Genomic DNA, 22790 nt, shown 5'->3' with positions numbered 1-22790 from the left:
CACGCGGACGCTCACCGGCCGAGCACCACTCGCGCCATACCGTCCAGGGCGGGGTTGGCCGGGTCCCAGTAGCCGGTGTGCCCGTACCGGCCACTGGGGAACGTCCGGCCCCCGAAACCCGGCTCGGCCGGGTCGCGCCCGAACCAGCGTTCGTCGCGCGGCCCGGCCAGCCAGTCGACGATCGTGCCGACCGGGGAGGCACCGAGCACCGACTGCCGGGCCAGCTCGTCCGGTGGGCGGGTCAGCCGGATCACGTCGTCCGGCGCGGTGCTGGCCCACACCTGCTCGGGCGGTACGCCCAGCTCGGAGGCGTGTCCCACGCCGACGCCGGGCGAGCCGACGAAGACCAGCGCGTCCGCGGCGAGCCCGTGGTCGCGGGCGGCGGTGCCGACCACCAGCGACCCGTAGCTGTGGCCGAGCACCGTCTGCCGGGCCGGTGGCCCGTCGTGGGTGGCCCGCAGTCCCTCCTGGAACCGGTGCAGTGCGTCGCCCGCGTCGCGGGCCTGCCCGTCCCGGGCCGCCTCGTGCAGGAAGTCCGGTGCGTCGTAGTCCAGCCAGAGCACCGCCGAGGTCTCCTGGCCCGGTGCCAGGTCGGCGCAGCGGGACAGCACCCGCGCCGCCCGGCCCAGCTCGCCGGTGGCGTCGTCCAGCCCGGCGGTCATCCCCGGCACGTACGTGACCACGCCGGAGGCACGGTCCGGGTCGCCCAGCGCCACCACCGTGCGTCCCTCGCCGCCCACGTCCAACCCGAGTAGGTAGGCCCGGGGCGACTCCGTCGCGTCGAGCCGGGTGGCGAGCGCGTCCAGCCCGGTCAGTGCGGCGTCCACCGCCCGCAGCCCGGCCATCTCCGCCGGCCCGCGCGGCACCCGGGCGAGCAGCCGTTCCCAGCGCGCCCGTAGCTCCTTCCGCCGCGTGCCCAGCAACGACCGGTTGGCCTGGTCCCGGTCGGTCGCCGGCACCCCGTCGAGCCGACCGACCAGCTCCGGTTCGTGCAGCACCAGCCAGCGGCGCTGTGCCGAGCTGAGCCCGGCCCACCAGAGCCGCACCCGGCCCGGGTCGGTGTGTGGTGCGGGTCGGCCCGGTGGTGGCGGGACCACCCAGCCGGCGGCGGCGTCCCGCGACAACTGCCCGAGGCGTCCGGCGGCCTCGCGGTCGGCCGCCCCGGCCAGGTCGAGCGCGTCCCGGAGGCCGGTGGCGACCGGGGCCACCGTGGCGGCGGCCCGCTCCGGCGGCACCCGCGCCGGGTCGGGGCGCACCCGACCCGACCGGTCGATCAGCACTCCGGTGGCGGCGGCCAGCTCGACGGCCGAGGAGAGCCGGGCCCGGGCCGCCGCGAGCCGGGCGGCGAACCCGGCGAGCACCTGGTCGACCTCGACGGCGGCCGGGACGAGCGCGGTCAGCTCGGTCCGCAGCCCGCCCAGCCGGGTCCCGGCCGACCCGGCGGCCCGACCGGACCAGCCGGTGCGCAGTGCCGTCGTGCCCTCGGCGAGTTCGTCGGCGCGTCGCCGGGCGAGCCCGGCCAGGCTCGACCAGGCGGTGCCGGTGGTCCGCCAGCCGCCCGGGTCGGCCGTGGAGAGCTGGACGTAACCGACGGCCGTGGGCCGGGTCGGCGTCGCGCCGGTCACCGGGTCACCGCGGAGAGCCGGGTAGCGGCCCGACCGTCCACCGACTCGTACGCCCCGGCGGCGGCGCGTACCGCGTCCCCGGTCTCGGCCACCTGCGCGCCGAGCCGCCCGCACCAGGTGTGCACCGACCTCTCCAGCGCGGCCAGCGCCCCCGCCGCTGCCCACTGGCGGTCCGGTGCCGCCAATCCCGGTACGCCCGCCGGCCCGTGGGCCAGCCGGTAGGCGGTGTCGCCCAGCGCTCGCCCGACCCGGTGCAGCGTCTCCGGCCGCACGGTCAACTCCTCCTGCGCCATCGGCCCCTCCCGCCCTCGGCTCCCGCACGGCGCAGACGCTAGGCGGGGCCGGGCGTCGGTCGCGTGCCCTGTGGACGACGGCGGCAGGCGTACCCGACCGTCGTCCACAGGGGCCGTGAGGTATGTGGACAAGGGGCTATCCTGCGGCCCGCCCGCCGGTAGGGTGGCGCGTGATCGTCGGTACCGATCGCGTGCGGGGCGCGGGAGACGGGGTGTGACATGCGGCCGGTCTGGCGGGTGGCGGAGGTACGCGCGGCCGAGAAGGCACTGATGGCCGAGCTGCCCCCCGGCACGCTGATGCAGCGCGCCGCCGCCGGGCTGGCCCGCCGGTGCGCGTTGCTGCTCGCCGACCGGGGCGGGGTGTACGCGGCACCGGTGCTGCTGCTCGTCGGCTCCGGCGACAACGGCGGCGACGCCCTGTACGCAGGCGCCCGGCTGGCCCGGCGCGGTGCGGCCGTGTCGGCGTTGCTGCTCGACCCGGAGCGCGTACACGCGCCGGGGCTGGCCGCGTTGCGGACCGCCGGTGGCCGGGTGGTGGACCGTCCGCCGGTCGTGGTCGACCTGGTGCTCGACGGGATCGTGGGCATCGGTGGGCGTGGCGGGCTGCGGGAGACCGCCGAGCAACTGGCGGCGAGCCTGCTGCGGCAGCACGGGCGCGACGGCGGCCGGGCGACGGTGGTGGCGGTGGACGTGCCCAGCGGTGTCGAGGTGGACACCGGGGCGGTGCCGTTGACCTCGTCCGGTCGGCCCAAGGCGGTGCGGGCCGACGTGACGGTGGTCTTCGGCGCGTGGAAGCCGGCCCTGGCGGTCGGCCCCGCCGCCGCGCTGGCCGGACAGGTGGAGCTGGTCGACATCGGGCTGGGACCGTGGCTGCGGGGCAGCCCGGCGCTGCACGTGGTGGAGGAGTCCGACGTCGTCGACTGGTGGCCCCGGCTCGGCGCGGCCTCGGAGAAGTACACCCGGGGCGTGGTGGGGGTGGCCACCGGGTCGGCGACGTACCCGGGTGCCGGGGTGCTGTCGGTCGGCGGCGCGCTCGCCGGGCCGACCGGCCTGGTCCGCTACGCGGGAGGCGCCCGCGAGGAGGTGGTGCGCCGCTACCCGTCGGTGATCGCCACCGACCGGGTGGTCGACGCGGGCCGGGTGCAGGCGTGGGTGTGCGGCTCGGGCCTGGGCACGGACGAGCGGGCCGCCGCCGAGCTGCGCGCGGTGCTCGCCGCGCCGGTGCCGGTGGTGCTGGACGCCGACGCGCTGACGCTGCTGGTCGACGGCCGGCTCGCCGACCAGCTCCGGCGCCGTGACGCGCCCATCGTGATCACTCCGCACGACCGGGAGTTCAGCCGGCTCTGCGGCGAGGAGCCCGGCGCGGACCGGGTCGCCGCGACGCTGCGGCTGGCAGCATGGACGAACGCGGTGGTGCTGCTCAAGGGCAACCGCACGGTGATCGGCACGCCGGACGGCCGGGCGTACGTCAATCCGACCGGCACTCCGGCCCTGGCCACCGGCGGCACCGGGGACGTCCTGGCCGGGCTGCTCGGTGCGCTGCTCGCGTCCGGCCTGGCGGCGGAGCGTGCCGCCGCGGCGGCGGCGTACCTGCACGGGTTGGCCGGTCGCGAGGCGGCGCGGGGCGGTCCGGTGGCCGCCGCGGACGTGGCCGACGCGCTGCGGCCCGTACTGGCCCGGATCACCTGACCTCCGTCGTCGCGGGACCCGCCCGACACCCCGTACTCGGCCGGGGGCGACCCCGGGTGATCAGCGCGGAAGTAGGGTGGGAGGCATGTGGCAGGCCGAGGTACGCGTCGACCTCGACGCGATCCGGGAGAACGTGGACCGGTTGCGCACCGGCACCAGCGCCGAGTTGATGGCGGTGGTGAAGGGTGACGGCTACGGCCACGGCATGGTCCCGGCCGCCCGTGCCGCCCTGGAGGCGGGCGCGGACTGGCTCGGGGTCTGCACCCTGGACGAGGCGTTGGCCCTGCGGGCGGCGGGCATCGACGCTCCGGTGCTGGCCTGGCTGCTGGTGCCCGGGTTGCCGTTGCACACCGGCGTCGCGGCCGGCGTCGACCTGGGGGTGGCGAGCCTCGCGCAGCTCGACGAGATGGTCGAGGCGAGCCGGCGCGCGGAACGCCCGGCCCGGCTGCATCTCAAGATCGACACTGGGTTGGCCCGGGGCGGCGCGACCGTCGCCGACTGGCCGGCCCTGCTCGACGCCGCCGCCAAGGCCCAGGCCGACGGGCTGGTCGAGGTGGTCGGGGTGTGGAGCCACTTCGTCTACGCGGACCTGCCCGGCCACCCCACCACGGACCGGCAGCTGGCGGTCTTCCACGAGGGGCTGGCCATGGTCGAGCGGGCCGGACTGCGCCCGCGCTACCGGCACCTGGCCAACTCGGCGGCCACGCTGACCCGGCCCGACACCCACTTCGACCTGGTCCGTCCCGGGCTGGCCGTGTACGGCCTCTGCCCGGTGGCCGGGCAGACGTACGGGCTGCGGCCGGCGATGACCGCCCGGGCCCGGGTGATGCTGACCAAACGGGTACCGGCCGGTGCCGGTGTCTCCTACGGGCACACCTACCTCACCGAGCGCGACGCGACACTGGCCGTGGTGCCGCTGGGCTACGCCGACGGGGTGCCACGGCACGCCTCGGGCACCGGCCCGGTGCAGCTCGGCGGGAAGCGGCGGACCGTCGCCGGCCGGGTCTGCATGGACCAGTTCGTGCTGGACTGCGGCGACGATCCGGTGGTCGCCGGTGACGTGGTCACCCTCTTCGGCGACGGCACGGACGGCGCGCCCACCGCCGACGACTGGGCCGAGGCGGCCGGCACCATCAACTACGAGATCGTCACCCGGTTCGGCAGCACGCGGGTGCCCCGGATCTATGACGGCGGGTCGGCGTGAGGGTCCCCCGACCGCGTACCGCCGCCGGCCGGGCCGCCGGGCTGGTCGGTGCGGCGCTCGGCGTGGCCGCCGCCGGGCTCGCCGCCGGTGTCGCCACCGAACGGGCCCTGGTCCGCCGGCTCAAGGCCGATCCCGCCGACCCGTACGTCGACGAGGTCTTCGGCGAGCAGCACTACGACGCGGCGTACCGGCTGGAGCTGCCCGACGGCACCGACGTGCACGTGGAGGTGGTCGAGCCGATCCGTCCCGTCGCGGGCAACCCGACGGTCGTGCTGGTGCACGGCTTCTGCCTGGACATGGGCACCTTCCACTTCCAACGCAAGATGCTGGCCGGGCGGGGCGAGCACCGGATCGTGGCGTACGACCAGCCCGGGCACGGCCGCTCGGGGCGGCTGGAGGGCGGCGAGTACGACCTGGTCGCGCTCGGGCACACGTTGCGCCGGGTGATCGACGAGGTGGCACCGGACGGGCCGCTGGTGCTGATCGGGCACTCGATGGGCGGCATGACCATCATGTCGCTGGCCGAGCTGTACCCGGAGATGTTCGACGACCGGGTGGTCGGCACGGTGCTGATGGCCACCTCCGGTGGTCTGCTGGCGGAGACGAAGCTGGTCGCGCCCGCCCTGCTCGGGCGCGTCGGCGCGCCGGTGCTCTACACGGCCGGCTACGTCACCCGCTACGGCGGGACGGTGATCGACCGGGCCCGCAAGTCCACCAGCAACGTGGCCTGGCTGCTCACCCGCAGGTACGGCTTCGGCACCCGCAAGCCGAGCCCCTCCCTGGTGTCGTACGTGGAGGAGATGAACTCGCGTACCTCGGCCGACACGGTGACCCGCTACCTGCGTACGCTGGCGACGCACTCGCGGTTCCCGGCGCTGGCCGCGTTGGAGGACACGCCGGTGTTGGTGATCGTCGGAGACAAGGACATGATCACGCCGGTGACGCATTCCGAGGAGATCGTCCGGCGGCTGCCGCACGCCGAGTTCGTCAAGATCCACGACAGTGGGCACGTGGTGATGCTGGAGCACGCCGACGAGGTCAACATCGCGGTCAGCCGGTTTCTCGACTCGTGTGAGCGGGACCGCCCGTGACCCGCGTCGAGTTGCCGACCGTCGCGGACACGCACGCCTTCGGGCGTCGCCTCGCGGGGCTGCTGCGCGCCGGTGACCTGGTGCTGCTGACCGGCCCGCTGGGCGCCGGCAAGACCGCGCTGACCCAGGGGATCGGTGCCGGGTTGGGCGTGCTCGGCGACATCACCTCGCCGACCTTCGTGATCGCCCGGGTGCACCGGCCGGACCCGGCCACCGGGCGCGGGGTGGCCCTGGTGCACGCCGACGCGTACCGGCTGGGGGCGGCGAGCGATCCCCGGGCCGAGATCGACGACCTGGACCTGGACGCCTCGGTGGAGGACTCGGTCACCGTGGTCGAGTGGGGCGAGGGGCTGGTCGAGCAGTTGGTCGACGCGCACCTACGGGTCCGCCTCGACCGGCGCGACGACGACACCCGGGTCGTCGAGCTGGAGCCGGGCGGCGGCGACTGGGCGACGCGACTGGCCGTCCTGACCGTGCCGCGCTGACCGCCCTGCGCCCAGCGCTGTCGTACCCACTGCCTACAGTGCCCGGAAACGATCCGACCGGTGAAAGGCCGCCGATGCCCGACGACACCCCCGCTCTCGACCTGCCGGCTCTGCTTCCCGAGCAGTGGCGCGAGGTGCTCGCCCCGCACCTCGACCCGGCCCGTACGGCCGCGCTGGCCGACTTCGTCGCCGGGGAGTACGCGACGCAGACGGTCTTCCCGCCGGTGGAGGACCTCTTCTCCGCCTACCGGCTCTGCGCGCCGTCGGCCTGCCGGGTGCTGATCCTCGGGCAGGACCCCTACCACCGGGTCGGCCAGGCGCACGGGCTGAGCTTCAGTGTGCGCGAGGGGGTCTCGGTGCCGCCGTCGCTGCGCAACGTCTTCAAGGAGTTGGGCGAGGACCTGGGCGTGCCCAAGCCGCGCAGCGGCAACCTGGACGGCTGGGCGGCACAGGGGGTGCTGCTGCTCAACTCGGTGCTGACCGTGCGGCAGGGCACTCCCGGCTCGCACGCCAACCGGGGGTGGGAGGAGTTCACCGACGCCACGATCCGGGCGCTGGACGCCCAGCAGTCGCGGGTGGTGTTCCTGCTCTGGGGCGGTTACGCACGCAAGAAGGCGGCGCTGGTGACCAACCCGCAGCACGTGGTGCTGGAGGCGGGGCACCCCAGCCCGATGAACCCGCGTGGCTTCCTCGGCAGTCGTCCGTTCAGCGCGGCCAACAAGGCGCTCGCCGACGCCGGCCTGCCCACCGTCGACTGGGAGCGCAGCGCCGGCTGAGCCGTCCGGCGCTGCGCCCGAGACGTCCGGCGCCGTGCCCCCGGGGGCGGGGACACGGCGCCGGACGTGCGGGGTCGCCGATGTGGGTTAGGGGCTACCGCGCCTGGAGCACCGGAACCCAGGTGTTCCCGTCGTTCACGTCGACCACCTCGACCGACTCGACGATCCTGGTCAGTTCCGCGACCGAGAGCCCGCCGGTGCTGAGGACCTGCACCTGCACCGTGCCGTCGGCGGTCCAGCGGTTGCAGAACGGGTCACCCGACACCTGGTAGCACTTCGTCTTGCCGGCCTTCGCCTGCTGGTTCGAGGAGGAGGCGGGCGTGACGTGGATGCTGACACTGTCCGGGATGGTGTCGCTCTCGTTGTCGCCGTACGGCGCGGTCAGTCCGGTGGTCGCCGGGGCGGGGTCGGCGTAGGTCGCGCCGCCGAAGTTGCCCGCGCGGGCCTGCGAGATGCCGACCAGGCCGGGCAGGGCGTGCGTGCCGACCTCCACCGGGGTGTGGCCGGCGGGCAGGTAGCCGACCCGGAACGGCAGCGTGGCGGGCACCGCCGGGCTCGGCTTCAGGGCGGTCACCAGCGCCGACAGGTCCGCGATGGAGGGTTCGGGGGTGCCGGTGTACGCGGTCACCACGGCCCACGCGTCGTCGGCGTACTCCCAGGCCAACTGCCGGCCGGCCGGCTCGACGGTCGACTCGACGGCCTGGCGGCCGGCGATCGTCGACGAGGTGCCGCCGACGATCCCCGCCGGGTCGAACGCGCCCGGCCGGTAGAGCGTCAGGTAGGCGTACAGCGGTCGCTGGGTCGAGTCGGTGCCGGCAGCCGGGGGGCGCTTCCCATTCCGACGGACGGGCGTCTCGGAGTCCTCGACCGGCCGGTCGTGGGTGACTCTGCCGTCCATGTAGACCGAGGCGATCTGATAGGCGGTGGAGACCACCACGGGGTCCTGCACGCGCAGCGGACCGGCGTCGAACGCGCGGAACGTGAAGCTGAACGGCGGCGCGTCCGACCAGGTGGCTTCCGCGTCCGGTGCGGCCCCGGCGACGATGGTGGTCGGCGGCTCGGCGGTCCCCGGAGCGCCCGGCGTCAGCGCGAACGTGCCGGCGACCACGGCCGCGACCAGGCCGGCGGCACCTGCGGAAGCGAATCCCGCCCGACGGCGACGTTCGGCCTTGCGACCGGCCGTGACGATCTGGTCGACGGAACGCGACATGGGCGGCTCGTCCACGGTCACCGCCGCCACGATCTCATGCAATTGCGACATTCCATTCCTTGTCCTCGATGTTGGTGAGCCGGTCGGCTCCGAGTAGTTCGCGGAGCTTGGCGAGACCGCGCGACGTCTGGCTCTTCGCCGTGCCGACGGTGCAGCCCAGGACCTGGGCCGTCTCCTCCAGGCTGAGTCCGAGATAGTGGCGCAGCACCACGGCGGCCCGTTGGCCGGTGGGTACGGCGTTCAACGCCGCCCGCAGCCGTAGCCGCTCGTCGGTGGCGCCGTTCGGGTCGTCCACCGCAACGTCCGGAATGCCGTAGCCGGCCGACCGCTCCCGCCCCTGACGCCAGGGCCTGCGCGTCTCGTCGACGGCGGCCCGGTACACCATGGTCTTGGCGTACAGGTCCGGGCGCTCCACCTTGCGCCAGCGCGGGTACAGCTTGATCAGTGTGTTGGCCACCGCGTCATCCGCCGCGTGCCAGTCCCCGCAGGTCACATAGGCCAGCTTGCGCAGTGACGCCATCTCGGACGTCACGAACTCCCGGAACGCTTGCTCGTCTGCGGCCTTCAAATCGACATTCCTCCTCTGTCCGGAGGTGGGACGGTGGTGGCGGGAGCAGAAGTTGCTCGGCGAACAGAAGTACTTGCCCGGCAACTCCCGGTAGCGGCGGTGGTCGTCGGAGCGGCGGCTTCCATCGAGGGCGGGCGGGGCGCCACGGGGCGGTCGGCGGTGCGGCTAGGCTGGCTCATTGTGCTCGTACTCGTGGTGGACAGCTCGACGCCGGCGGTGACGGCGGCCCTGGTCGAGGTCACCGCGACGGCGGTGACGACCCGGGCACACCGGTGCACCGTCGACGCCCGCGCCCATGGCGAGCTGCTCGCGCCTCAGGTCGACGCGGTGCTGACCGACGTCGGCGTCCGCCCGGCCGACCTCGACGCGATCGTCGCCGGACTCGGTCCGGGGCCGTTCACCGGGCTGCGGGTCGGGCTGGTCACCGCCGCCACGATGGGCCAGGTGCTCGACGTCCCGACGTACGGTGTCTGCTCGCTGGACGCGATCGGGTACCCGGCGGCGAGCGGCGAGCCGGTGCTGGCCGCCGGTGACGCGCGACGGCGGGAGGTCTACTGGGCGGTCTACGACGGTGCCGGGCAGCGGCTCGTCGGGCCGGAGGTCGGCGCGCCGGCGGTCGCCGCCGAGCGGGCCCGGGAGCTAGGTGTCACGGCGGCGGTCGGCGACGGCGCGCACCGGTACGCGGAGACGCTCGGGCTGCCGCTGCGACCGGAACCGCGCTACCCGGACGCGTCCGCGCTGGCCACCCTGGCCGCCGAGCGCATCCGGGCCGGTGCACCCGGCGAGACGCTGACCCCGCTCTACCTGCGACGTCCGGACGCCGTGGCGGCCACCGCCCGCAAACCGGTCCTGCCATGACCGAGCCGCAGCGCACCGAACCGGTGCGGCCGGATCCGGTGCGGCCCGATCTGGTGCGGCCCGATCTGGTGCGGCCCGGCCCGGTGCGGCTCGGGCGGCTCCGGTGGTGGCACATCGACGAGGTGCTGCCGATCGAGGTGGACCTCTTCGGCGCCGAGCAGTGGTCCGCGGCGATGTTCTGGAACGAGTTGTCCCACGGGCACTTCTATCTGGTCGCGACCGACGACGACGGCGCGGTGCTCGGCTACGCCGGGCTGGCCGTCGCGCCGCCCGACGAGGCGTGGGTGCAGAACATCGCGGTACGGCGGGACGCGCAGCGCCGGGGCGTGGGGCGGGTGCTGCTGGAGGCCCTGCTCGCCGAGGCCGCCCGGCGGCGCGTACGCAGCGTGCTGCTGGAGGTCGCGGCGGACAACGCGCCGGCCCAGCACCTCTACGCGTCGTACGGCTTCGAACCGATCGGCGTGCGGCGCGGCTACTACCAACCGAGCAATACCGACGCGCTGGTGATGCAGCGCAACCAGGACTGAGAACCCATGGCTGACGAACCACTGATCCTCGGCATCGAGACCTCGTGCGACGAGACCGGTGTCGGCATCGTGCGCGGGCACACCCTGCTCGCCGACGCGCTCGCGTCCAGTGTGGACCAGCACGCCCGGTTCGGTGGCGTGGTGCCCGAGGTGGCCAGCCGAGCGCACCTGGAGGCGATCGTGCCGACCATGCAGCGGGCGCTGACCGAGGCCGGGGTGACCCTCGCCGACGTCGACGCGATCGCGGTCACCGCCGGTCCGGGGCTGGCCGGTGCGCTGCTGGTGGGGGTGGCCGCGGCCAAGGGGTACGCGGTCGCCGCCGAGAAGCCCGTCTACGGGGTCAACCACCTGGCCGCCCACGTGGCGGTGGACACGCTGGAACACGGGCCGCTGCCCGAGCCGGCGATCGCGCTGCTGGTCTCCGGCGGGCACTCGTCGCTGCTGCTCGTCGACGACCTGGCCCACGGCGTCACCCCGCTGGGCGCCACCATCGACGACGCGGCCGGGGAAGCCTTCGACAAGGTCGCCCGGCTGCTCGGCCTGCCGTTTCCCGGCGGCCCGTACATCGACCGGGAGGCGCGGGCCGGTGACCCCGCGTCGATCGCGTTCCCGCGTGGCCTGACCGCCGCCAAGGACCTGGCCGCGCACCGGTACGACTTCTCGTTCTCCGGCTTGAAGACCGCGGTGGCCCGGTGGGTCGAGGCGCGACAGCGGGCCGGTGAACCGGTGCCGGTGGCCGACGTCGCCGCGTCCTTCCAGGAGGCGGTCTGCGATGTGCTGGTCACCAAGGCGCTGGACGCCTGCCGCAGCACCGGCGTGGAGACGCTGGTGATCGGCGGGGGAGTGGCGGCCAACTCGCGGCTGCGGGCGTTGGCCGAGCAGCGGGCCGCGCGAGCGGGCATCCGGGTACGCGTACCCCGGCCGGGGCTGTGCACCGACAACGGCGCGATGGTGGCGGCCCTCGGCTCGCACCTGGTCGCCTCGGGTGTCGCGCCGAGCCGGCTCGACCTGCCCGCGGATTCGGCGATGCCGCTGACCACGGTCAGCGTGTGAGGGAGGACGGCGACGTGATCGTACGCATGTGGGAGGCGCGGGCGGAGCCGTACGCGTTCGCCGAGTTGATCACCTGGGTCTGCGACAGCGCCCTGCCCGAGTTCGAGCACGACCCGCTGCACCTGTCCAGCGAGGTGTTCTCCTCCACCGACCACCGGGTGGTGGTGATCTCGAAGTGGCGCAGCAGCCCCCGGCCGCTGCCCGAGCCGCCGGTGATGCTGCTCGCCCGGCCGCCGCACTCCTGGGACTTCACCCAGGTCGACCGCTGACCCGCAGGCCACCAGGTCAGCGGATGGTCACCGTGGTGGTCGCGGTGGCCCGGTCGATGTCGCTGGTCCGGGCGCTGATCCGCAGCGTCCACTCGCCGGCCAGCGGGAACTGGATCTCGGCGCTGCCGTGGTGCGGTTCCAGGCTGAGCACGTCGATCGCGATCGGCTCGACACCCGCTTCCGGCAGCGCGGCGGTGATGCTCCACTCCGCCACCGGCAACTCCTTTCCCTCCGGCGTGTAGACGTACGCGTGCAGGCTGTTCGCCGTGTTCGGCGCCGCCGGGTAGATGTCGAACTGCACCACGAAGATGCTGGTGGTGAGTGACTGCGCGACACCGTCCCGGGTGACCCCGTCGGCCGTCGCGCCGTCGGTACGCCCCGGCGGTGTCTGCACCAGTACCGCCGTCAGCGCCAGGACCAGCGCGGTCACCGCGAGTTCGACACCGGCCGCGCGGGCGACCCAGCGGGGGCGTCCGGCGGCGACCCGCCGCCGGATCAGGCGTCGCTGCCAGGCCGCGATCGCCAGCACGGCCGCGAGCAGTGCGGCCTTGGCGCAGAGCAGACGACCGTACGCGGTGCCGAGCAGCGCCGACGGCCGACCGAGTTCGATCGCGGCCTGGAGCACCCCGGCGGTGACCAGCCAGGCCACGGCCAGCGTGGCCCACCTCGACCAGGCCGGCAGGATGCGGGCGAGGACCCGCTCGTGGGTGCCCCGGAGCAGGAATACGGTGAGGGTGAGCAGCCCACCCAGCCAGACGGCGACCCCGACGACGTGCACGGTGGTCAGCACGATGCTCACCGGTGGCACGGGTGCGGCGACCGGATGCCCGGCGAGCGGCCAGGTGACCGCTCCGGCCACCCCCACTGCGGCCAGCGCCCCGGTCCGGGCGCGTCCGGCGGTACCCCGGGTGACCGCCGGCAGCAGCGCGGCGACGACGCCGACCAGGGCCAGGCGTGCGGCCAGCACCAGCCCGATGTCGGTGTCGGCGACGGCACGCAGGTCGGCGGGGGAGAGTTGCCCGACCGGCGCGCCGACCACCTGGGCGGCCTGCCCGACCCAGGTGCCGACGGTGGCCACCGCGACCAGGCCGAGACCGACCAGCGCGGTCACCGTCGCACCCCGCCGGGATCGCCGGGGTGGCCAGAGCGCCGCCGCGAGCAGCGGTGGGCCGACCGCCAGCAGCAGACCCAGGTAGCCGAGGAACTTGGCGGCGGGCACCAGGACCCCGGCCGGTGACTCCGACTCCGCAGCGGCCGGCAGTGGCGGGGCCACCGACGGCGCTCCGGCGGCGAAGGTGAAGCTGCCGGCGACCGGGTGGCTGTCGGCGGAGATGACGCGGTAGCTGACAAGGTACGTGCCGAGCGGCCGGTCGGAGGCGCGCAGCATGATCCGCAGGGTCCGGTCACGGACCTCCGGGTCACCGATGTTGATTCGCTTGCCGTCCGGCGCGAGCACCTGCACGCGGCCGGACACCGGTGCGACCGACTCGCTGAAGGTGATCAGGACCTCGCGCGGCGCGTACGGAAGCACCTCGTCGCGCTGCGGGGTGGTGCTCACCACGACGGCGTGCGCCGCCGCTGGGCCGGCGGGACCCAGGGCGGCGCACAGGGTGGCCAGGACCAGCCCGAGCAGGGCGAGGGCCCGGGTACGGGGAGCCATCGGTGCGGGTCGGCTGGTTACCTGCGGCGCAACAGCCGATAGCTGAGGAAGCCGCCGGTGCCGAGGGCGGCGAGGAAGATCGCCCAGATCAGGGTGTTGCTGATGCCCATCGGCGGCGCGGTGTTGGCCTGCGCGGCGGCGATCAGTCCGTCTTCGCCGGGTGCGGGCAGCACGGCGGGCGGCAGTTCGGCGTACCGCACCAGGCCGGTGCTCTCCAGCATCAGCATGTGGTCGCTGACGTACTTGTTGGTGGCGTTGGCCAGGTCCCGGATCACGTCGTTGCGGGTGCTGCCCCGGACCGCGGTGACGACCGGGAGGATCGAGCCGTGGGCGACCCGGAGCCGGGTGACGAAGATCTGGTCGAACTGGGCGCCGGTGGCGTTCTTCATCTCCGTCAGCCACTGCTGCTGCTGTGCGGACGGCACGGTCGGGATGGTCGCGCCGAGCTTGTTGGCGGCCTCCACGGTGAGGCGGTCCAGTTCCTCGTGCTGTCGGGCGATCTCCGCACCGACCTCGCGGACCACCGCCGACTGGCCCTTCTCGGCGGCCATCTGCCCGGCCGGCATCTCCCAGAGCCCGGCCAGGCGCACCCCGTCGAGCAGGGCCTGGTCGGCGGCGGCGAGCTGCTGACCGACGGGCGCGGCCACGGCGGCGCCGGGCTGCCAGACGAGAGCGGCGGCGATCGTGGTGAGCAGCACCGCCAGGCGACGGGACCGAGTGCCCTGCCGGCGACGAACGGAATCCAGCGGTGCCATGTCTGCGGCGCCTCCTCGGACGAGAACCGGTCGACTACGTGACGGGCGGCCGCACCCCGCCGGCCGCTCGTCCGCACAGTGGTACGGAATGAGTGGCCGATCAGTTCACCGGTTCCGAAACCGGTTCACGGTCATGTCCGGCCGGATCAGCCGACGTCGAGCGGGTCGGCCAGCAGCCGGTCGAAAGCGAGTTCGGCGGCACCGACCAGCGGGGCGTCCTCGCCGAGCTTCGGGGTCCGCAGGCGGACGTGCTCCAGGCAGGCGGGCAGGCCGTTCGAGTTGAGTCGACTGCGTACCTGGGCGGCGGCGGCCAGATAGAGGTCACGCATGGTGCCGCCGAAGATGACCATCTCCGGGTTGAAGATGTTGACCAGGTTGGCGACGCCGAAACCCAGCCAGTCGCCGGCCTGGCGTACCGCAGTCTGGGCCCGGGCGTCGCCACGGTCGGCGGCGTCGAAGACCGCGAGCATCGCCTCCCGGCCTCGGGCGTCCGAGCGCTCGGCGGCCCGCAGCAGCGCGTGCTCGCCGATCTCGGTCTCCCAGCAGCCCCGGTTGCCGCACTCGCAGCGCACCCCGTCGCGGGTCACGACCATGTGCCCGACCTCGCCGCTGTAGCCGCCGTGCCCGGTCAGGCGGCGGCCACCGGCGATGATCCCCGCACCCACGCCGACGTCGCCGTAGAGATAGATGACGTTGTCGCAGCCGGCCGCCACGCCTCGGGCGTGTTCGGCGAAGGCCGCCACGTCGGCGACGTTCCCGACGGTGACCGGGACGTCGACGCCGAGTTCGCTGCCGAGGGTGGTGCCGATCGGCTCGTCCACCCACCCGGTGGTCGGGCCGAGCCGGACCAGCCCGTCGTCGCGGCGCACCATGCCGCAGACCGCCACCCCGGCCCCGACGCAGACCGCGCCCTGCGGCAGCCCGTGCCGCATCTCCTTGACCGCCCCGGCCAGCAGCGGGGCGGCCTCCGTCGCGGTCAACCCGCGCGGTCGGTCCAGTTCCCAGCGGTCGAGCACCGCACCGCCCAGACCGACCCGCGCGGCCCGCAGCCGGTCCACCTCGATGCTGTACGCGTACGCGAAGACCCGGTCCGACTCGGGCCGGACGACCAGCGACGGTCGTCCGGCCCGGCCGGTCTCCCTCGGCGCTCCCTCGCTCACCAGGCCGGCCGCGGCGAGGTCGGCGGTGAGCGCGCCGATGGTGCTCCGGTTCAGGCCCAGCGTGTTCGTCAGCTCGGCACGCGTGGTGGCACCGTGCAGGTGCACGTAGCGCAGCAGGGCACCGAGATTCTGCCGGCGGATCTCGTCCTGGCTGGGTCCTACGCGCATCGGGCGTTACTACCTTCGGTACAGCGGATCAGCGGTTGCCGGTGGCCGAGGCTCGTCGTCGCGACAACGCGTCGACACTCGCCGCGAGCAGCAGCACCACGCCGGTGACCACGTACTTCACGCCCGAGCTGTAGCCCATCAGCCCCATGCCATTGTCGATCACCGCCACCACGGCGCCACCGAGGACCGCGTCCAGGACGCGTCCCTTGCCGCCGAAGAGGCTGGTACCACCGATCACCGCCGCGCCCACCGCGTACAGCAGGACGTTGCTACCACCGGTGTTCGGGTCGACCGAGTTGGCCCGGCTCGCTGCCACGATGCCGCCGATCGCCGCCATCGTGGAGCAGATGACGAAGACCGAGATGCGGATCCGGTCCACGTTGATGCCGGCGCGGCGCGCGGCCTCCTTGTTGCCGCCGACCGCATAGATGTGCCGGCCGTAGCTGGTGCGCTGGAGCACGAACGTCCAGACCACGAGCAGGATCGCGATGATCGGCACCACGATCGGCACACCCTTGAGCGAGCTGATCAGCACGTTGCGGCTGCGCTCCAGGTTGAGCACGTAGACGGCGACGCCGAGGACCACGGCCAGGATGCCGATCCGGCCCAGCACCATGGCCAGCGGGTCGTTGATCAGGCCGCGTGCGGCACGCTTGCGGTACCGCAGCAACTGCACCGCGGCGAAACCGGCGACCGCGAGCGCGGTCAGGGCCCAGCCGAGCGCCGGCGGCAGGTTGCGGTTGGCGATCGCCACCAGGACCGAGTCACGGACCGAGATGTTCCGGCCCTCTTCCATCAGCAGCAGCACCACGCCCTGGAAGGCGAGGAAGCCGGCGAGGGTGACCACGAACGACGGGATGCCGACCTTGGCGACCAGGAAGCCCAGCGTGGTGCCGATGACCAGGCCGGTGAGCACGGCCGCGAGCACCGCCACGTACCAGGGGTACCCGAGGACGGTCACCACGTTGGCCAGCACCGCCGCGCAGACGCCGCTGGCGAAACCGGCGGACAGGTCGATCTCGCCCAACAGCAGGACGAAGACCAGGCCCATGGCGATCAACGTGACCGCCGCGCCCTGGGTGAACAGGTTGGCGAAGTTGCCCGCGGTGAGGAAGCTCGGACGCATGATCGAGAAGATCGTGCAGAGTACGAGCAGCCCGGCGACGGCGGGCAGCGCGCCGATGTCGCCGCCGCGTACCCGACGCCAGTAGCCGCGTACGTGACTGCCGACGGTGGGTGCCGGCGCCACGGCGGCCGGCCCGTCCTGCTTGACGGCGGTGGAACTCATGCCGACCCTCCGCTGCGCTGCGGGCCGGCATCGGCCCGGAGTTGATGATTCGCTCGCCGAGGCTCGCTCATGCCAGCCCTCCTGTGCTGCCGCTGGCGGGTGCTCCACCGTTGCCGTTGACGGCCGGTTCGGTGGCGAGCCCGAGCCCGCCGGAACGGCCTGCGGTGATCAGCTCGACCACCTGCGAGTGCGTGATGTCGGTGGTCCTCACCTGGGCGACCATCTGGCCGAGATAGAGCGCGGCGATCCGGTCGGAGACGGCGAAGACGTCGTTCATGTTGTGCGAGATGAGCACCACGGCCAGACCGTTGTCGGCCAGCCGGCGGACCAGTTCGAGCACCTGGGCGGTCTGCGCGACGCCGAGCGCGGCGGTCGGCTCGTCCAGGATCACCAGCTTGCTGTTCCAGAGCACCGCCTTGGCGATCGCCACGGTCTGGCGCTGACCGCCGGAGAGGCTGGAGACGTGCTGGCGCAGCGACTTGACGGTGCGTACGGAGAGCCCGGCCAGGGTCTCCGCGGCCATCTGCTCCATGGTCGGCTCGTCCAGCACGATGCCGCTGAGCTTCTCGCGCCCGAGGAACATGTTCTGCACGATGTCGAGGTTGTCGCAGAGCGCGAGGTCCTGGTAGACGACCTCGATGCCGAGCGAGGCGGCGTCCCGGGGGCTGTTGATGTGCACCGGGCGGCCGTCGAAGACGAACTCGCCGGAGTCGGTGGGATGGATGCCGCTGATGCACTTGACCAGGGTCGACTTGCCGGCGCCGTTGTCGCCGACGAGCGCGGTCACCTCGCCCGGGTAGGCGGCGAAGGCGACGTCGCGCAGGACCTGGACGGGACCGAAGCTCTTGTCGATCCCGCGTAGCTCCAGCAGTGGGGTCGCGGACACGGGGTTCTCCTTAGACACGGAGGGAGATCGGGGCCCGTCCAGCGGCGTCGCGCCGCCCGGCACGGGGTTGCCGTGCCGGGCGGCGCCGCCTAGGCGGGTGGGTCAGCTGATGCCCGCTTCGGTGCAGAGCTTGACGAAGTCGGCGGTGCAGACCTCTTCCTTGGTCACGTAGCCGTCGGCGATGACGTCCTTGACGTTCTCCTTGAAGATCGCCTTCGGGGTGAGCAGGACGCTGGCCACGTCACGGCCGCTCTCCGGGTCCTTGACCGTCTGGCCGGTCTCCTTGCGCTCGCCCTTGGCCAGCGCGATGGCCAGCTCGGCGGCGGCGTCCGCCTCCTGCTTGACCGCCTTGTAGACGGTCATGCACTGGTCACCGGCGAGGATGTTCTGCAGACCCTGCGGGTCGGCGTCCTGGCCGGTCACCGGGACCTTGCCGTTGAGGTTGTTCTTCTTGAGCACCGAGATGGCGGCGTTGCCCAGGCCGTCGTTCGCGCTCAGCACGCCGTCGATCTTGCCGCCGGCCTTGGTGAGCTGCTGCTCGAAGATGGTGGCGGCCTGCGCGTTGTCCCAGTCCGGCACCGAGTCGTCGGCGGCCTGGGTGTACTCGCCCGAGTCGAACTTCGGCTTGAGGACCGAGTCGTACCCGTTCTTGAACAGGGTCGCGTTGTTGTCGGTCGGCGAGCCGTTCAGGTATGCGATCGCCGGCTTCTCCACCTTGGCGTCGGTGAGGCACTTGACGAGGCCCTCGCCCTGGAGCTTGCCGACGGCCTCGTTGTCGAAGCTGACGTAGTACTCCGCCGAGCCGCCGAGGGTGAGGCGGTCGTAGTCGATCGTGGCGACGCCCTGCGACTTGGCCTTGTCGAGCACGGCCTTGCCGGTGCCGGAGTCCAGGTTGACGATCATCAGCGCGGTGACGCCGCTGGTGATCATCTGGTCGGCGATGGTCTGGAACGCGTTCTTGTCACCCTGGGCGTTCTGGATGTCGTACTGAACGTTGGCGGCTTTGAACGCCTCCTCCAGGAACTTACGGTCCGCGCTCTCCCACCGGACCGAGGACTTGCTGTCCGGCAGGATCACCCCGATCTTCGGGGTCTTGTCGGAACCGGCCTGGTCGCCGCCGGAGTCGTCGCCGCAGGCCGTCAGGGAGCCGAGGGTCAGGAGACCCACGGCGCCGACGGCGAGGAAGCCCTTGCGCATCTGCAGGGTCCTTTCGAGGGTGGGGGAAGGTATCGGTGTTTGTTTTGTTGTGTCCGGCAACGTATTGCGCCCCACCCGTCAGCACAAGAGCGCGATGGCGATGAGTTTGTTGTCGGCGGTAACAATTCAGCAACGCCGACGACACCCGCCCGGTACGAAGCCGAACGGTGGCGGGTGAGTGCGCAGGTGGAGTGCGGTCAGCCGGTGGTCAGCGCGGCGGTGCGGGCCTCGGTGAGCGCCACGAGATCCGTGGGCGCCAATTCCACCTGGAGACCCCGGCGGCCGGCCGACACGTACACGGTGGGGTGGGCCAGGGCGGACTCGTCGAGCACCGTCGGCAGCCGCTTGCGTTGGCCGAGCGGACTGATGCCACCCCGCACGTACCCGGTGGCACGCTCGGCCACCGCGCGGTCGGCCAGCGCCGCCCGTTTGCCGCCCACGGCGGCGGCCAGGGCCTTGAGGTCCAGCTCGCCGGTGACCGGCACCACCGCCACGGTCAGCGCACCGTCGACCTCGGTGACCAGGGTTTTGAAGACCCGCTCCGGCGCGACCGCGAGCGCCGCGGCGACCAGCGCGCCGTAGTTGGCGGCGTCCGCCGGGACGTCGTACGGGTGGGTGCAGTGCGTGATCCGCCGCTTCGCCAGCAGCGCGATCGCCGGCGTACCCCGTCCCGCCATGCCCGCCAACCTAGTCGGCCGACCATCCGGTGGGCCAGCGGCGGTCCGGTGCGGCCCGCCGGCGGTCCGCGTCATCGCTGGCGTTCCGGTTGGAGCTGGCGGTCAGGTGCTCGCCGTGCGGTGATCCGGCGGGTCAGGGCACCGGCTGGCAGACCAGCACCGTCGGGGCGTCGGCGACCCGGGTCAGCACCAGGCTGGCCGGCTGGTCACCGGCCAGCCGCAGGTCACGCCGGAGCCGTTCCGGTTCCAGCGCGGAGCCCCGCTTGAGGATCTCCACCCGGCCGACCCGGCGCTCCCGCAGCAGCGCCCGCAGCCGCTTGAGCGAGAACGCCAGCACGTCGGTCACCTCCAGGCACCGGGCGTACGGGGTGGGGGTGGCCCGGTCGGCGTAGAGGTAGGCGATGCTCGGGTCGGCCAGCGAGGCGTCCAGGTCTTCGGCCAGCTCGGCGACCAGATGCGCCCGCACCACCGCCGAATCCGGGTCGTAGACGAACCTGCGTACCGGCCCGACCGGCGCCTGCGCCGTCCCCGACCCGGTGAGCTGATACACGCGTGCGCCTGGGTGTAAGGAAGGGACCCCTGCTATGCACGAGGCGTTAGTAGGGGACCCCTCCTTGCACACGGTCGCGCGGCGCCGGTGCTCGGCGAGCGGGCCGCACCAGAGAGCCGCCTCGACCAGATCGCCGTCGACGCCGACCCACTCGGCCTCGGCACCGGCCGGGATCAGGGCATGATCGAGACCCGGCGCCACCTTCACCACCGTGCGCGGCACCCGTTCGGCGAGCCCGACGACGAAGTCCCAGGGCGGCGAGTACGCGTTCGGGTCGAAGATCCGCCGACCGGTGCCGGCCCGACGGCGCGCCGGATCACAGAAGACCGCGTCGACCCGGGTCACGTCGAACGTGGTGGCGTCGCCGCACTCGACCGTGACGAGATCGGCCACCCCGGCGGCGTGCACGTTCGCCTCGGCGAGCGCGGCGGTGAGCGGATCGGCCTCCACCGCGTACACCCGGATGCCGGCGCGGGCGGCGGCCAGCGCGTCGGCGCCCAACCCGCAGCCCAGGTCCGCCAGGGTGCCCACCCCGGCCGCCCGCAGGCGGCGCGCCCGGCGATCCGCGACGACCCGCCGGGTGGCCTGCTCCAGACCGGGCCGGGTGAAGAACATGCCGCTCGCCTCCGGCCCGAACTTGCCGGTGGCGCGGCGGCGCAGCTCCGCCTGGGTCAGTGCCGCCGCCGCCAGTCCGGCCGGTACCCCGGCCGTGCGGAGCGTGGCCGCCGCGTGCAGCGGGTCACCGCCGGCCACCCGCCCCGCCGCGTCGAGCGCAGCCGACCCCTCGTCGGTACGCAACGCGGCAAACTGCTCCAGATCCACCCGCCCATTGTCCGGGCCCCCACCCGTCCCCGCCCCGGCCGCCCCCGCGATCGTGCCCGACCGCCCCCGCCGATCGCGCCCGACCGCCCCTGCCCGATGCGGTGCTGTCTTGGTCATGTTCGTGCTCGCCCGGCGCTGTCCTGTTCATGTTCGTGCTCGCCCGGCGCTGTCCTGTTCATGTTCGTGCTCGCACGGCGCTGTCCCGTTCATGATCGTGCTCGCCCGGCGCTGTCCCGTTCATGATCGTGCTCGATCCAGGATCGAGTGGTCTCGCGGTCGCCTGGATACCACTCGATCCTGGATCGAGCGGCTGCGGGCGGTCGGCGGGTTCCTCGCGGAGGCAGGTGACCTCGACATCGTTGGCGGCATCTCGTCCGCCCGCCGATCATGCGGCAGCCCGCCCATCGCCCCGTGGATCATGCGGCAGTCCGCGCATCGCCCCGTCGATCATGGAGTCGTGGCTCGTGCAAATGCCCTGGATCGGGGCGTTTCGTCGACCATAACTCCATGATCGACGAGGCGGGCGGGAGACGAGGCGACGGCGGGACGGCGGCGGGACGGTGGGGCGGCGGCAGGGCGACGGGACGGCGGGGCGACGGGACGGCGGCGAGGCGGCGGGGCGGCGGCAGGGCGATGGGAAGACGGGGCGACGGCAGGGCGAAGGCGGGGCCACGAGCCGACGGGCCACGGCAGGGCCACGGGGCCACGGGGCGACTGCCGGACCGGCCACCCGGGCCAGCGCCGGAGGCGACATGGCGTCGAGACGGCGAGGCGGCAGGGCCACGAGGTGACGAGGCGGCGGGGCCACGAGGCGGCGGGGGCGGGGCGCGTCGCGGGTGGTGGAGGGGCGACTGCGGCGGCGGGTGCTGAGGGTGGTGGGCGCCAGCATCAGCGCCCGGGTGTGGGTCAGCGGGTGGGGTGGTGGGTGGTGACGAAGGCGTGCCAGGCGGCCGGGGTGAAGGTGAGCGCCGGGCCGGTCGGGTCCTTGCTGTCGCGTACGGCGACCACGCCGGGCAGGTTGTCGGCTACCTCGACGCAGGCGCCGCCATTTTGATTGCTGCGGGAGGACTTGCGCCAGGCGGCACGGGTCAGGTCCATGAGTTCGCCACTTCCTCGATCAGGCGGGCGGACTGCCGGCGCGGCAGCGCCTCACCGGCCACAGTCTCCCAACGCCGTCCGAGGCTGGCAAGCTCGTTCGGGCTGTCCACGGTGTGGCCCCGGAGCTGGTTGTCCAGGTGGGCCACCTCGGTGCCGTCGGCGAGCCGGGCCAGCACGAACGGTCCGGCAAGCCCGCCGTACCACGGGGTCTCGGCCGGCACGATCCGTACCTGCACGTGCGAATGGTCGGCGAGGGCGCGCAGGTGCTTCACCTGCTCGTACATGGTCGTGGGCTCGCCCACCTGCCGGCGCAGCGCCTGCTCGTCGAGCACCGCGACGAGCTGTGGCGGCTCCTCGCGGGCGAGGATCTCCTGCCGCGCCATCCGGGCCAGCACCCGCTTCTCGATCTGCTCGTCGGTCAGCGGCGGCCCGGCCCGCAACATCTCCCGCGCGTACGCCTCGGTCTGGAGCAGGCCCGGCACCACCGCCGGGTCGTACCAGCGCAGCGCGACGGCCTCGCGCTCGATCTCGCCCCACGGTCGGAACCAGTCCGGCTCGGCGTGCAGCCGGATCAACTCCAGCATCCCGACGAAGAGGCCACCGGTCTCCAGTACCTTGTCGAACCGGGCCAGGTAGTCGGCGCTGAGCTGGTTCTGCCCGGTCTCCATCGCGCTGATCGACGACGGAGCATAGTTGACCATCTTGCCCAGTTCTTCCTGGCTGAGCCCGCGCAGCTTGCGGGCCCGGCGCAGTTGGTCGCGCAGGAAATCCAGGGTTGGCATGTCCGCCATTTGTCCGCCCTCCGTCACGTAGTCGCGCCGGAGAGTAAGGGTCGGCCGTTCGGTGGGGAAGCGAGTGTCGGCGTGTTGCGGTCGACCGTG

Annotated in this window: 23 protein-coding genes; 9 read left to right on the top strand and 14 right to left on the bottom strand. The window is 73.4% G+C overall.

Translation table 11 applies throughout. The features are described from left to right. Window positions 1-11: 11 nt before the first annotated feature. Window positions 12-1625 carry an alpha/beta hydrolase gene (locus ACWDVW_RS00310; RefSeq protein WP_449942963.1) on the bottom strand — a complete coding sequence of 538 codons (1614 nt, stop codon included), beginning with the start codon at window positions 1623-1625 and terminating at the stop codon, window positions 12-14. Continuing rightward, window positions 1622-1918: a hypothetical protein gene (locus tag ACWDVW_RS00305; protein ID WP_449942960.1), complete on the bottom strand. Its 297-nt coding sequence runs from the start codon at window positions 1916-1918 to the stop codon at window positions 1622-1624. The genes ACWDVW_RS00310 and ACWDVW_RS00305 overlap by 4 nt, the downstream gene beginning before the upstream one ends. Before the next feature lie 219 nt (window positions 1919-2137). On the opposite strand from ACWDVW_RS00305, the gene ACWDVW_RS00300 reads away from it, so the two are divergent. The 5 genes from ACWDVW_RS00300 (at window position 2138) to ung (ending at window position 7163) form a co-directional block, all read left to right on the top strand. Continuing rightward, window positions 2138-3607, top strand: coding sequence for an NAD(P)H-hydrate dehydratase (locus ACWDVW_RS00300; protein WP_449942958.1), 1470 nt, complete (start codon window positions 2138-2140; stop codon window positions 3605-3607). Window positions 3608-3692: 85 nt separating this feature from the next. Further along, complete coding sequence (gene alr / locus ACWDVW_RS00295; RefSeq protein ID WP_449942955.1) at window positions 3693-4811, top strand: alanine racemase; 1119 nt, start codon at window positions 3693-3695, stop codon at window positions 4809-4811. After that, complete coding sequence (locus tag ACWDVW_RS00290; protein ID WP_449942952.1) at window positions 4808-5902, top strand: alpha/beta fold hydrolase; 1095 nt, start codon at window positions 4808-4810, stop codon at window positions 5900-5902. The genes alr and ACWDVW_RS00290 overlap by 4 nt, the downstream gene beginning before the upstream one ends. Next, window positions 5899-6387 (top strand): tRNA (adenosine(37)-N6)-threonylcarbamoyltransferase complex ATPase subunit type 1 TsaE, encoded by a 489-nt coding sequence (tsaE, locus tag ACWDVW_RS00285; protein WP_449942950.1) that lies wholly within the window; start codon window positions 5899-5901, stop codon window positions 6385-6387. The genes ACWDVW_RS00290 and tsaE overlap by 4 nt, the downstream gene beginning before the upstream one ends. A gap of 74 nt (window positions 6388-6461) precedes the next feature. Beyond that, entirely contained in the window at window positions 6462-7163 is a 702-nt protein-coding gene (gene ung, locus ACWDVW_RS00280; protein ID WP_449942948.1) for a uracil-DNA glycosylase, read from the top strand. Window positions 7164-7257: 94 nt separating this feature from the next. On the opposite strand, the gene ACWDVW_RS00275 is transcribed toward ung, so the two are convergent. Both ACWDVW_RS00275 and ACWDVW_RS00270 read right to left on the bottom strand, forming a co-directional pair. Next, complete coding sequence (locus ACWDVW_RS00275; RefSeq protein ID WP_449942945.1) at window positions 7258-8424, bottom strand: hypothetical protein; 1167 nt, start codon at window positions 8422-8424, stop codon at window positions 7258-7260. Further along, a complete protein-coding gene (locus ACWDVW_RS00270) occupies window positions 8408-8941 on the bottom strand; it encodes a SigE family RNA polymerase sigma factor (RefSeq protein ID WP_449942943.1) in 534 nt (177 codons plus the stop codon). The genes ACWDVW_RS00275 and ACWDVW_RS00270 overlap by 17 nt, the downstream gene beginning before the upstream one ends. A gap of 180 nt (window positions 8942-9121) precedes the next feature. On the opposite strand from ACWDVW_RS00270, the gene tsaB reads away from it, so the two are divergent. The 4 genes from tsaB (at window position 9122) to ACWDVW_RS00250 (ending at window position 11648) form a co-directional block, all read left to right on the top strand. After that, on the top strand, window positions 9122-9799 hold the full coding sequence (tsaB, locus tag ACWDVW_RS00265; protein ID WP_449942941.1) for a tRNA (adenosine(37)-N6)-threonylcarbamoyltransferase complex dimerization subunit type 1 TsaB: 678 nt from the start codon (window positions 9122-9124) through the stop codon (window positions 9797-9799). A gap of 83 nt (window positions 9800-9882) precedes the next feature. Then, a complete protein-coding gene (gene rimI, locus ACWDVW_RS00260; RefSeq protein WP_449943491.1) occupies window positions 9883-10326 on the top strand; it encodes a ribosomal protein S18-alanine N-acetyltransferase in 444 nt (147 codons plus the stop codon). A gap of 6 nt (window positions 10327-10332) precedes the next feature. After that, the gene (tsaD, locus tag ACWDVW_RS00255; protein ID WP_449942938.1) at window positions 10333-11379 is read left to right on the top strand and encodes a tRNA (adenosine(37)-N6)-threonylcarbamoyltransferase complex transferase subunit TsaD; all 1047 of its coding nucleotides are present in this window, start codon (window positions 10333-10335) and stop codon (window positions 11377-11379) included. Between the two features lie 14 nt (window positions 11380-11393). Next, window positions 11394-11648 (top strand): hypothetical protein, encoded by a 255-nt coding sequence (locus ACWDVW_RS00250; protein WP_449942935.1) that lies wholly within the window; start codon window positions 11394-11396, stop codon window positions 11646-11648. A 16-nt stretch (window positions 11649-11664) separates the two neighbouring features. On the opposite strand, the gene ACWDVW_RS00245 is transcribed toward ACWDVW_RS00250, so the two are convergent. The 10 genes from ACWDVW_RS00245 to ACWDVW_RS00200 all read right to left on the bottom strand — a co-directional run bounded on the left by ACWDVW_RS00245 (window position 11665) and on the right by ACWDVW_RS00200 (window position 22691). Then, window positions 11665-13308: a copper resistance CopC/CopD family protein gene (locus ACWDVW_RS00245; RefSeq protein ID WP_449942933.1), complete on the bottom strand. Its 1644-nt coding sequence runs from the start codon at window positions 13306-13308 to the stop codon at window positions 11665-11667. Window positions 13309-13325: 17 nt separating this feature from the next. Beyond that, the gene (locus ACWDVW_RS00240; protein ID WP_350692790.1) at window positions 13326-14063 is read right to left on the bottom strand and encodes a DUF4142 domain-containing protein; all 738 of its coding nucleotides are present in this window, start codon (window positions 14061-14063) and stop codon (window positions 13326-13328) included. Window positions 14064-14209: 146 nt separating this feature from the next. Next, the gene (locus tag ACWDVW_RS00235) at window positions 14210-15391 is read right to left on the bottom strand and encodes an ROK family protein (RefSeq protein ID WP_449942930.1); all 1182 of its coding nucleotides are present in this window, start codon (window positions 15389-15391) and stop codon (window positions 14210-14212) included. 28 nt (window positions 15392-15419) lie between these two features. Next, a complete protein-coding gene (locus ACWDVW_RS00230; protein ID WP_396741611.1) occupies window positions 15420-16679 on the bottom strand; it encodes a sugar ABC transporter permease in 1260 nt (419 codons plus the stop codon). A gap of 67 nt (window positions 16680-16746) precedes the next feature. Next, complete coding sequence (locus ACWDVW_RS00225; protein ID WP_449942926.1) at window positions 16747-17565, bottom strand: ATP-binding cassette domain-containing protein; 819 nt, start codon at window positions 17563-17565, stop codon at window positions 16747-16749. Between the two features lie 102 nt (window positions 17566-17667). Further along, entirely contained in the window at window positions 17668-18762 is a 1095-nt protein-coding gene (locus tag ACWDVW_RS00220; protein WP_449942923.1) for a sugar ABC transporter substrate-binding protein, read from the bottom strand. Window positions 18763-18959: 197 nt separating this feature from the next. Continuing rightward, a complete protein-coding gene (ybaK, locus tag ACWDVW_RS00215) occupies window positions 18960-19439 on the bottom strand; it encodes a Cys-tRNA(Pro) deacylase (RefSeq protein ID WP_449942920.1) in 480 nt (159 codons plus the stop codon). Window positions 19440-19572: 133 nt separating this feature from the next. Then, window positions 19573-20811, bottom strand: coding sequence for a THUMP-like domain-containing protein (locus tag ACWDVW_RS00210; RefSeq protein ID WP_449942918.1), 1239 nt, complete (start codon window positions 20809-20811; stop codon window positions 19573-19575). 906 nt (window positions 20812-21717) lie between these two features. Next, window positions 21718-21909, bottom strand: coding sequence for a DUF397 domain-containing protein (locus tag ACWDVW_RS00205; RefSeq protein WP_350692779.1), 192 nt, complete (start codon window positions 21907-21909; stop codon window positions 21718-21720). Then, window positions 21900-22691 (bottom strand): helix-turn-helix domain-containing protein, encoded by a 792-nt coding sequence (locus ACWDVW_RS00200; RefSeq protein WP_449942914.1) that lies wholly within the window; start codon window positions 22689-22691, stop codon window positions 21900-21902. The genes ACWDVW_RS00205 and ACWDVW_RS00200 overlap by 10 nt, the downstream gene beginning before the upstream one ends. Window positions 22692-22790: the final 99 nt, after the last annotated feature.

Source organism: Micromonospora sp. NPDC003241 (assembly GCF_053589795.1).
The sequence above is the reverse complement of the archived record's forward strand: the minus strand, read 5'-3'. Positions and strand labels throughout refer to the sequence as shown.

Coding starts and splice junctions, on each gene's coding strand:
- ACWDVW_RS00245 (WP_449942933.1), bottom strand. CDS start 13,308: ATGGCTCCCCGTACCCGGGCCCTCGCCCTGCTCGGGCTGGTCCTGGCC.
- ACWDVW_RS00205 (WP_350692779.1), bottom strand. CDS start 21,909: ATGGACCTGACCCGTGCCGCCTGGCGCAAGTCCTCCCGCAGCAATCAA.
- ybaK (WP_449942920.1), bottom strand. CDS start 19,439: ATGGCGGGACGGGGTACGCCGGCGATCGCGCTGCTGGCGAAGCGGCGG.
- ACWDVW_RS00275 (WP_449942945.1), bottom strand. CDS start 8,424: ATGTCGCAATTGCATGAGATCGTGGCGGCGGTGACCGTGGACGAGCCG.
- ACWDVW_RS00200 (WP_449942914.1), bottom strand. CDS start 22,691: ATGCCAACCCTGGATTTCCTGCGCGACCAACTGCGCCGGGCCCGCAAG.
- tsaD (WP_449942938.1), top strand. CDS start 10,333: ATGGCTGACGAACCACTGATCCTCGGCATCGAGACCTCGTGCGACGAG.
- ACWDVW_RS00300 (WP_449942958.1), top strand. CDS start 2,138: ATGCGGCCGGTCTGGCGGGTGGCGGAGGTACGCGCGGCCGAGAAGGCA.
- ACWDVW_RS00305 (WP_449942960.1), bottom strand. CDS start 1,918: ATGGCGCAGGAGGAGTTGACCGTGCGGCCGGAGACGCTGCACCGGGTC.
- ACWDVW_RS00220 (WP_449942923.1), bottom strand. CDS start 18,762: ATGCGCAAGGGCTTCCTCGCCGTCGGCGCCGTGGGTCTCCTGACCCTC.
- ACWDVW_RS00235 (WP_449942930.1), bottom strand. CDS start 15,391: ATGCGCGTAGGACCCAGCCAGGACGAGATCCGCCGGCAGAATCTCGGT.
- ACWDVW_RS00240 (WP_350692790.1), bottom strand. CDS start 14,063: ATGGCACCGCTGGATTCCGTTCGTCGCCGGCAGGGCACTCGGTCCCGT.
- alr (WP_449942955.1), top strand. CDS start 3,693: ATGTGGCAGGCCGAGGTACGCGTCGACCTCGACGCGATCCGGGAGAAC.
- ung (WP_449942948.1), top strand. CDS start 6,462: ATGCCCGACGACACCCCCGCTCTCGACCTGCCGGCTCTGCTTCCCGAG.
- ACWDVW_RS00230 (WP_396741611.1), bottom strand. CDS start 16,679: ATGAGTTCCACCGCCGTCAAGCAGGACGGGCCGGCCGCCGTGGCGCCG.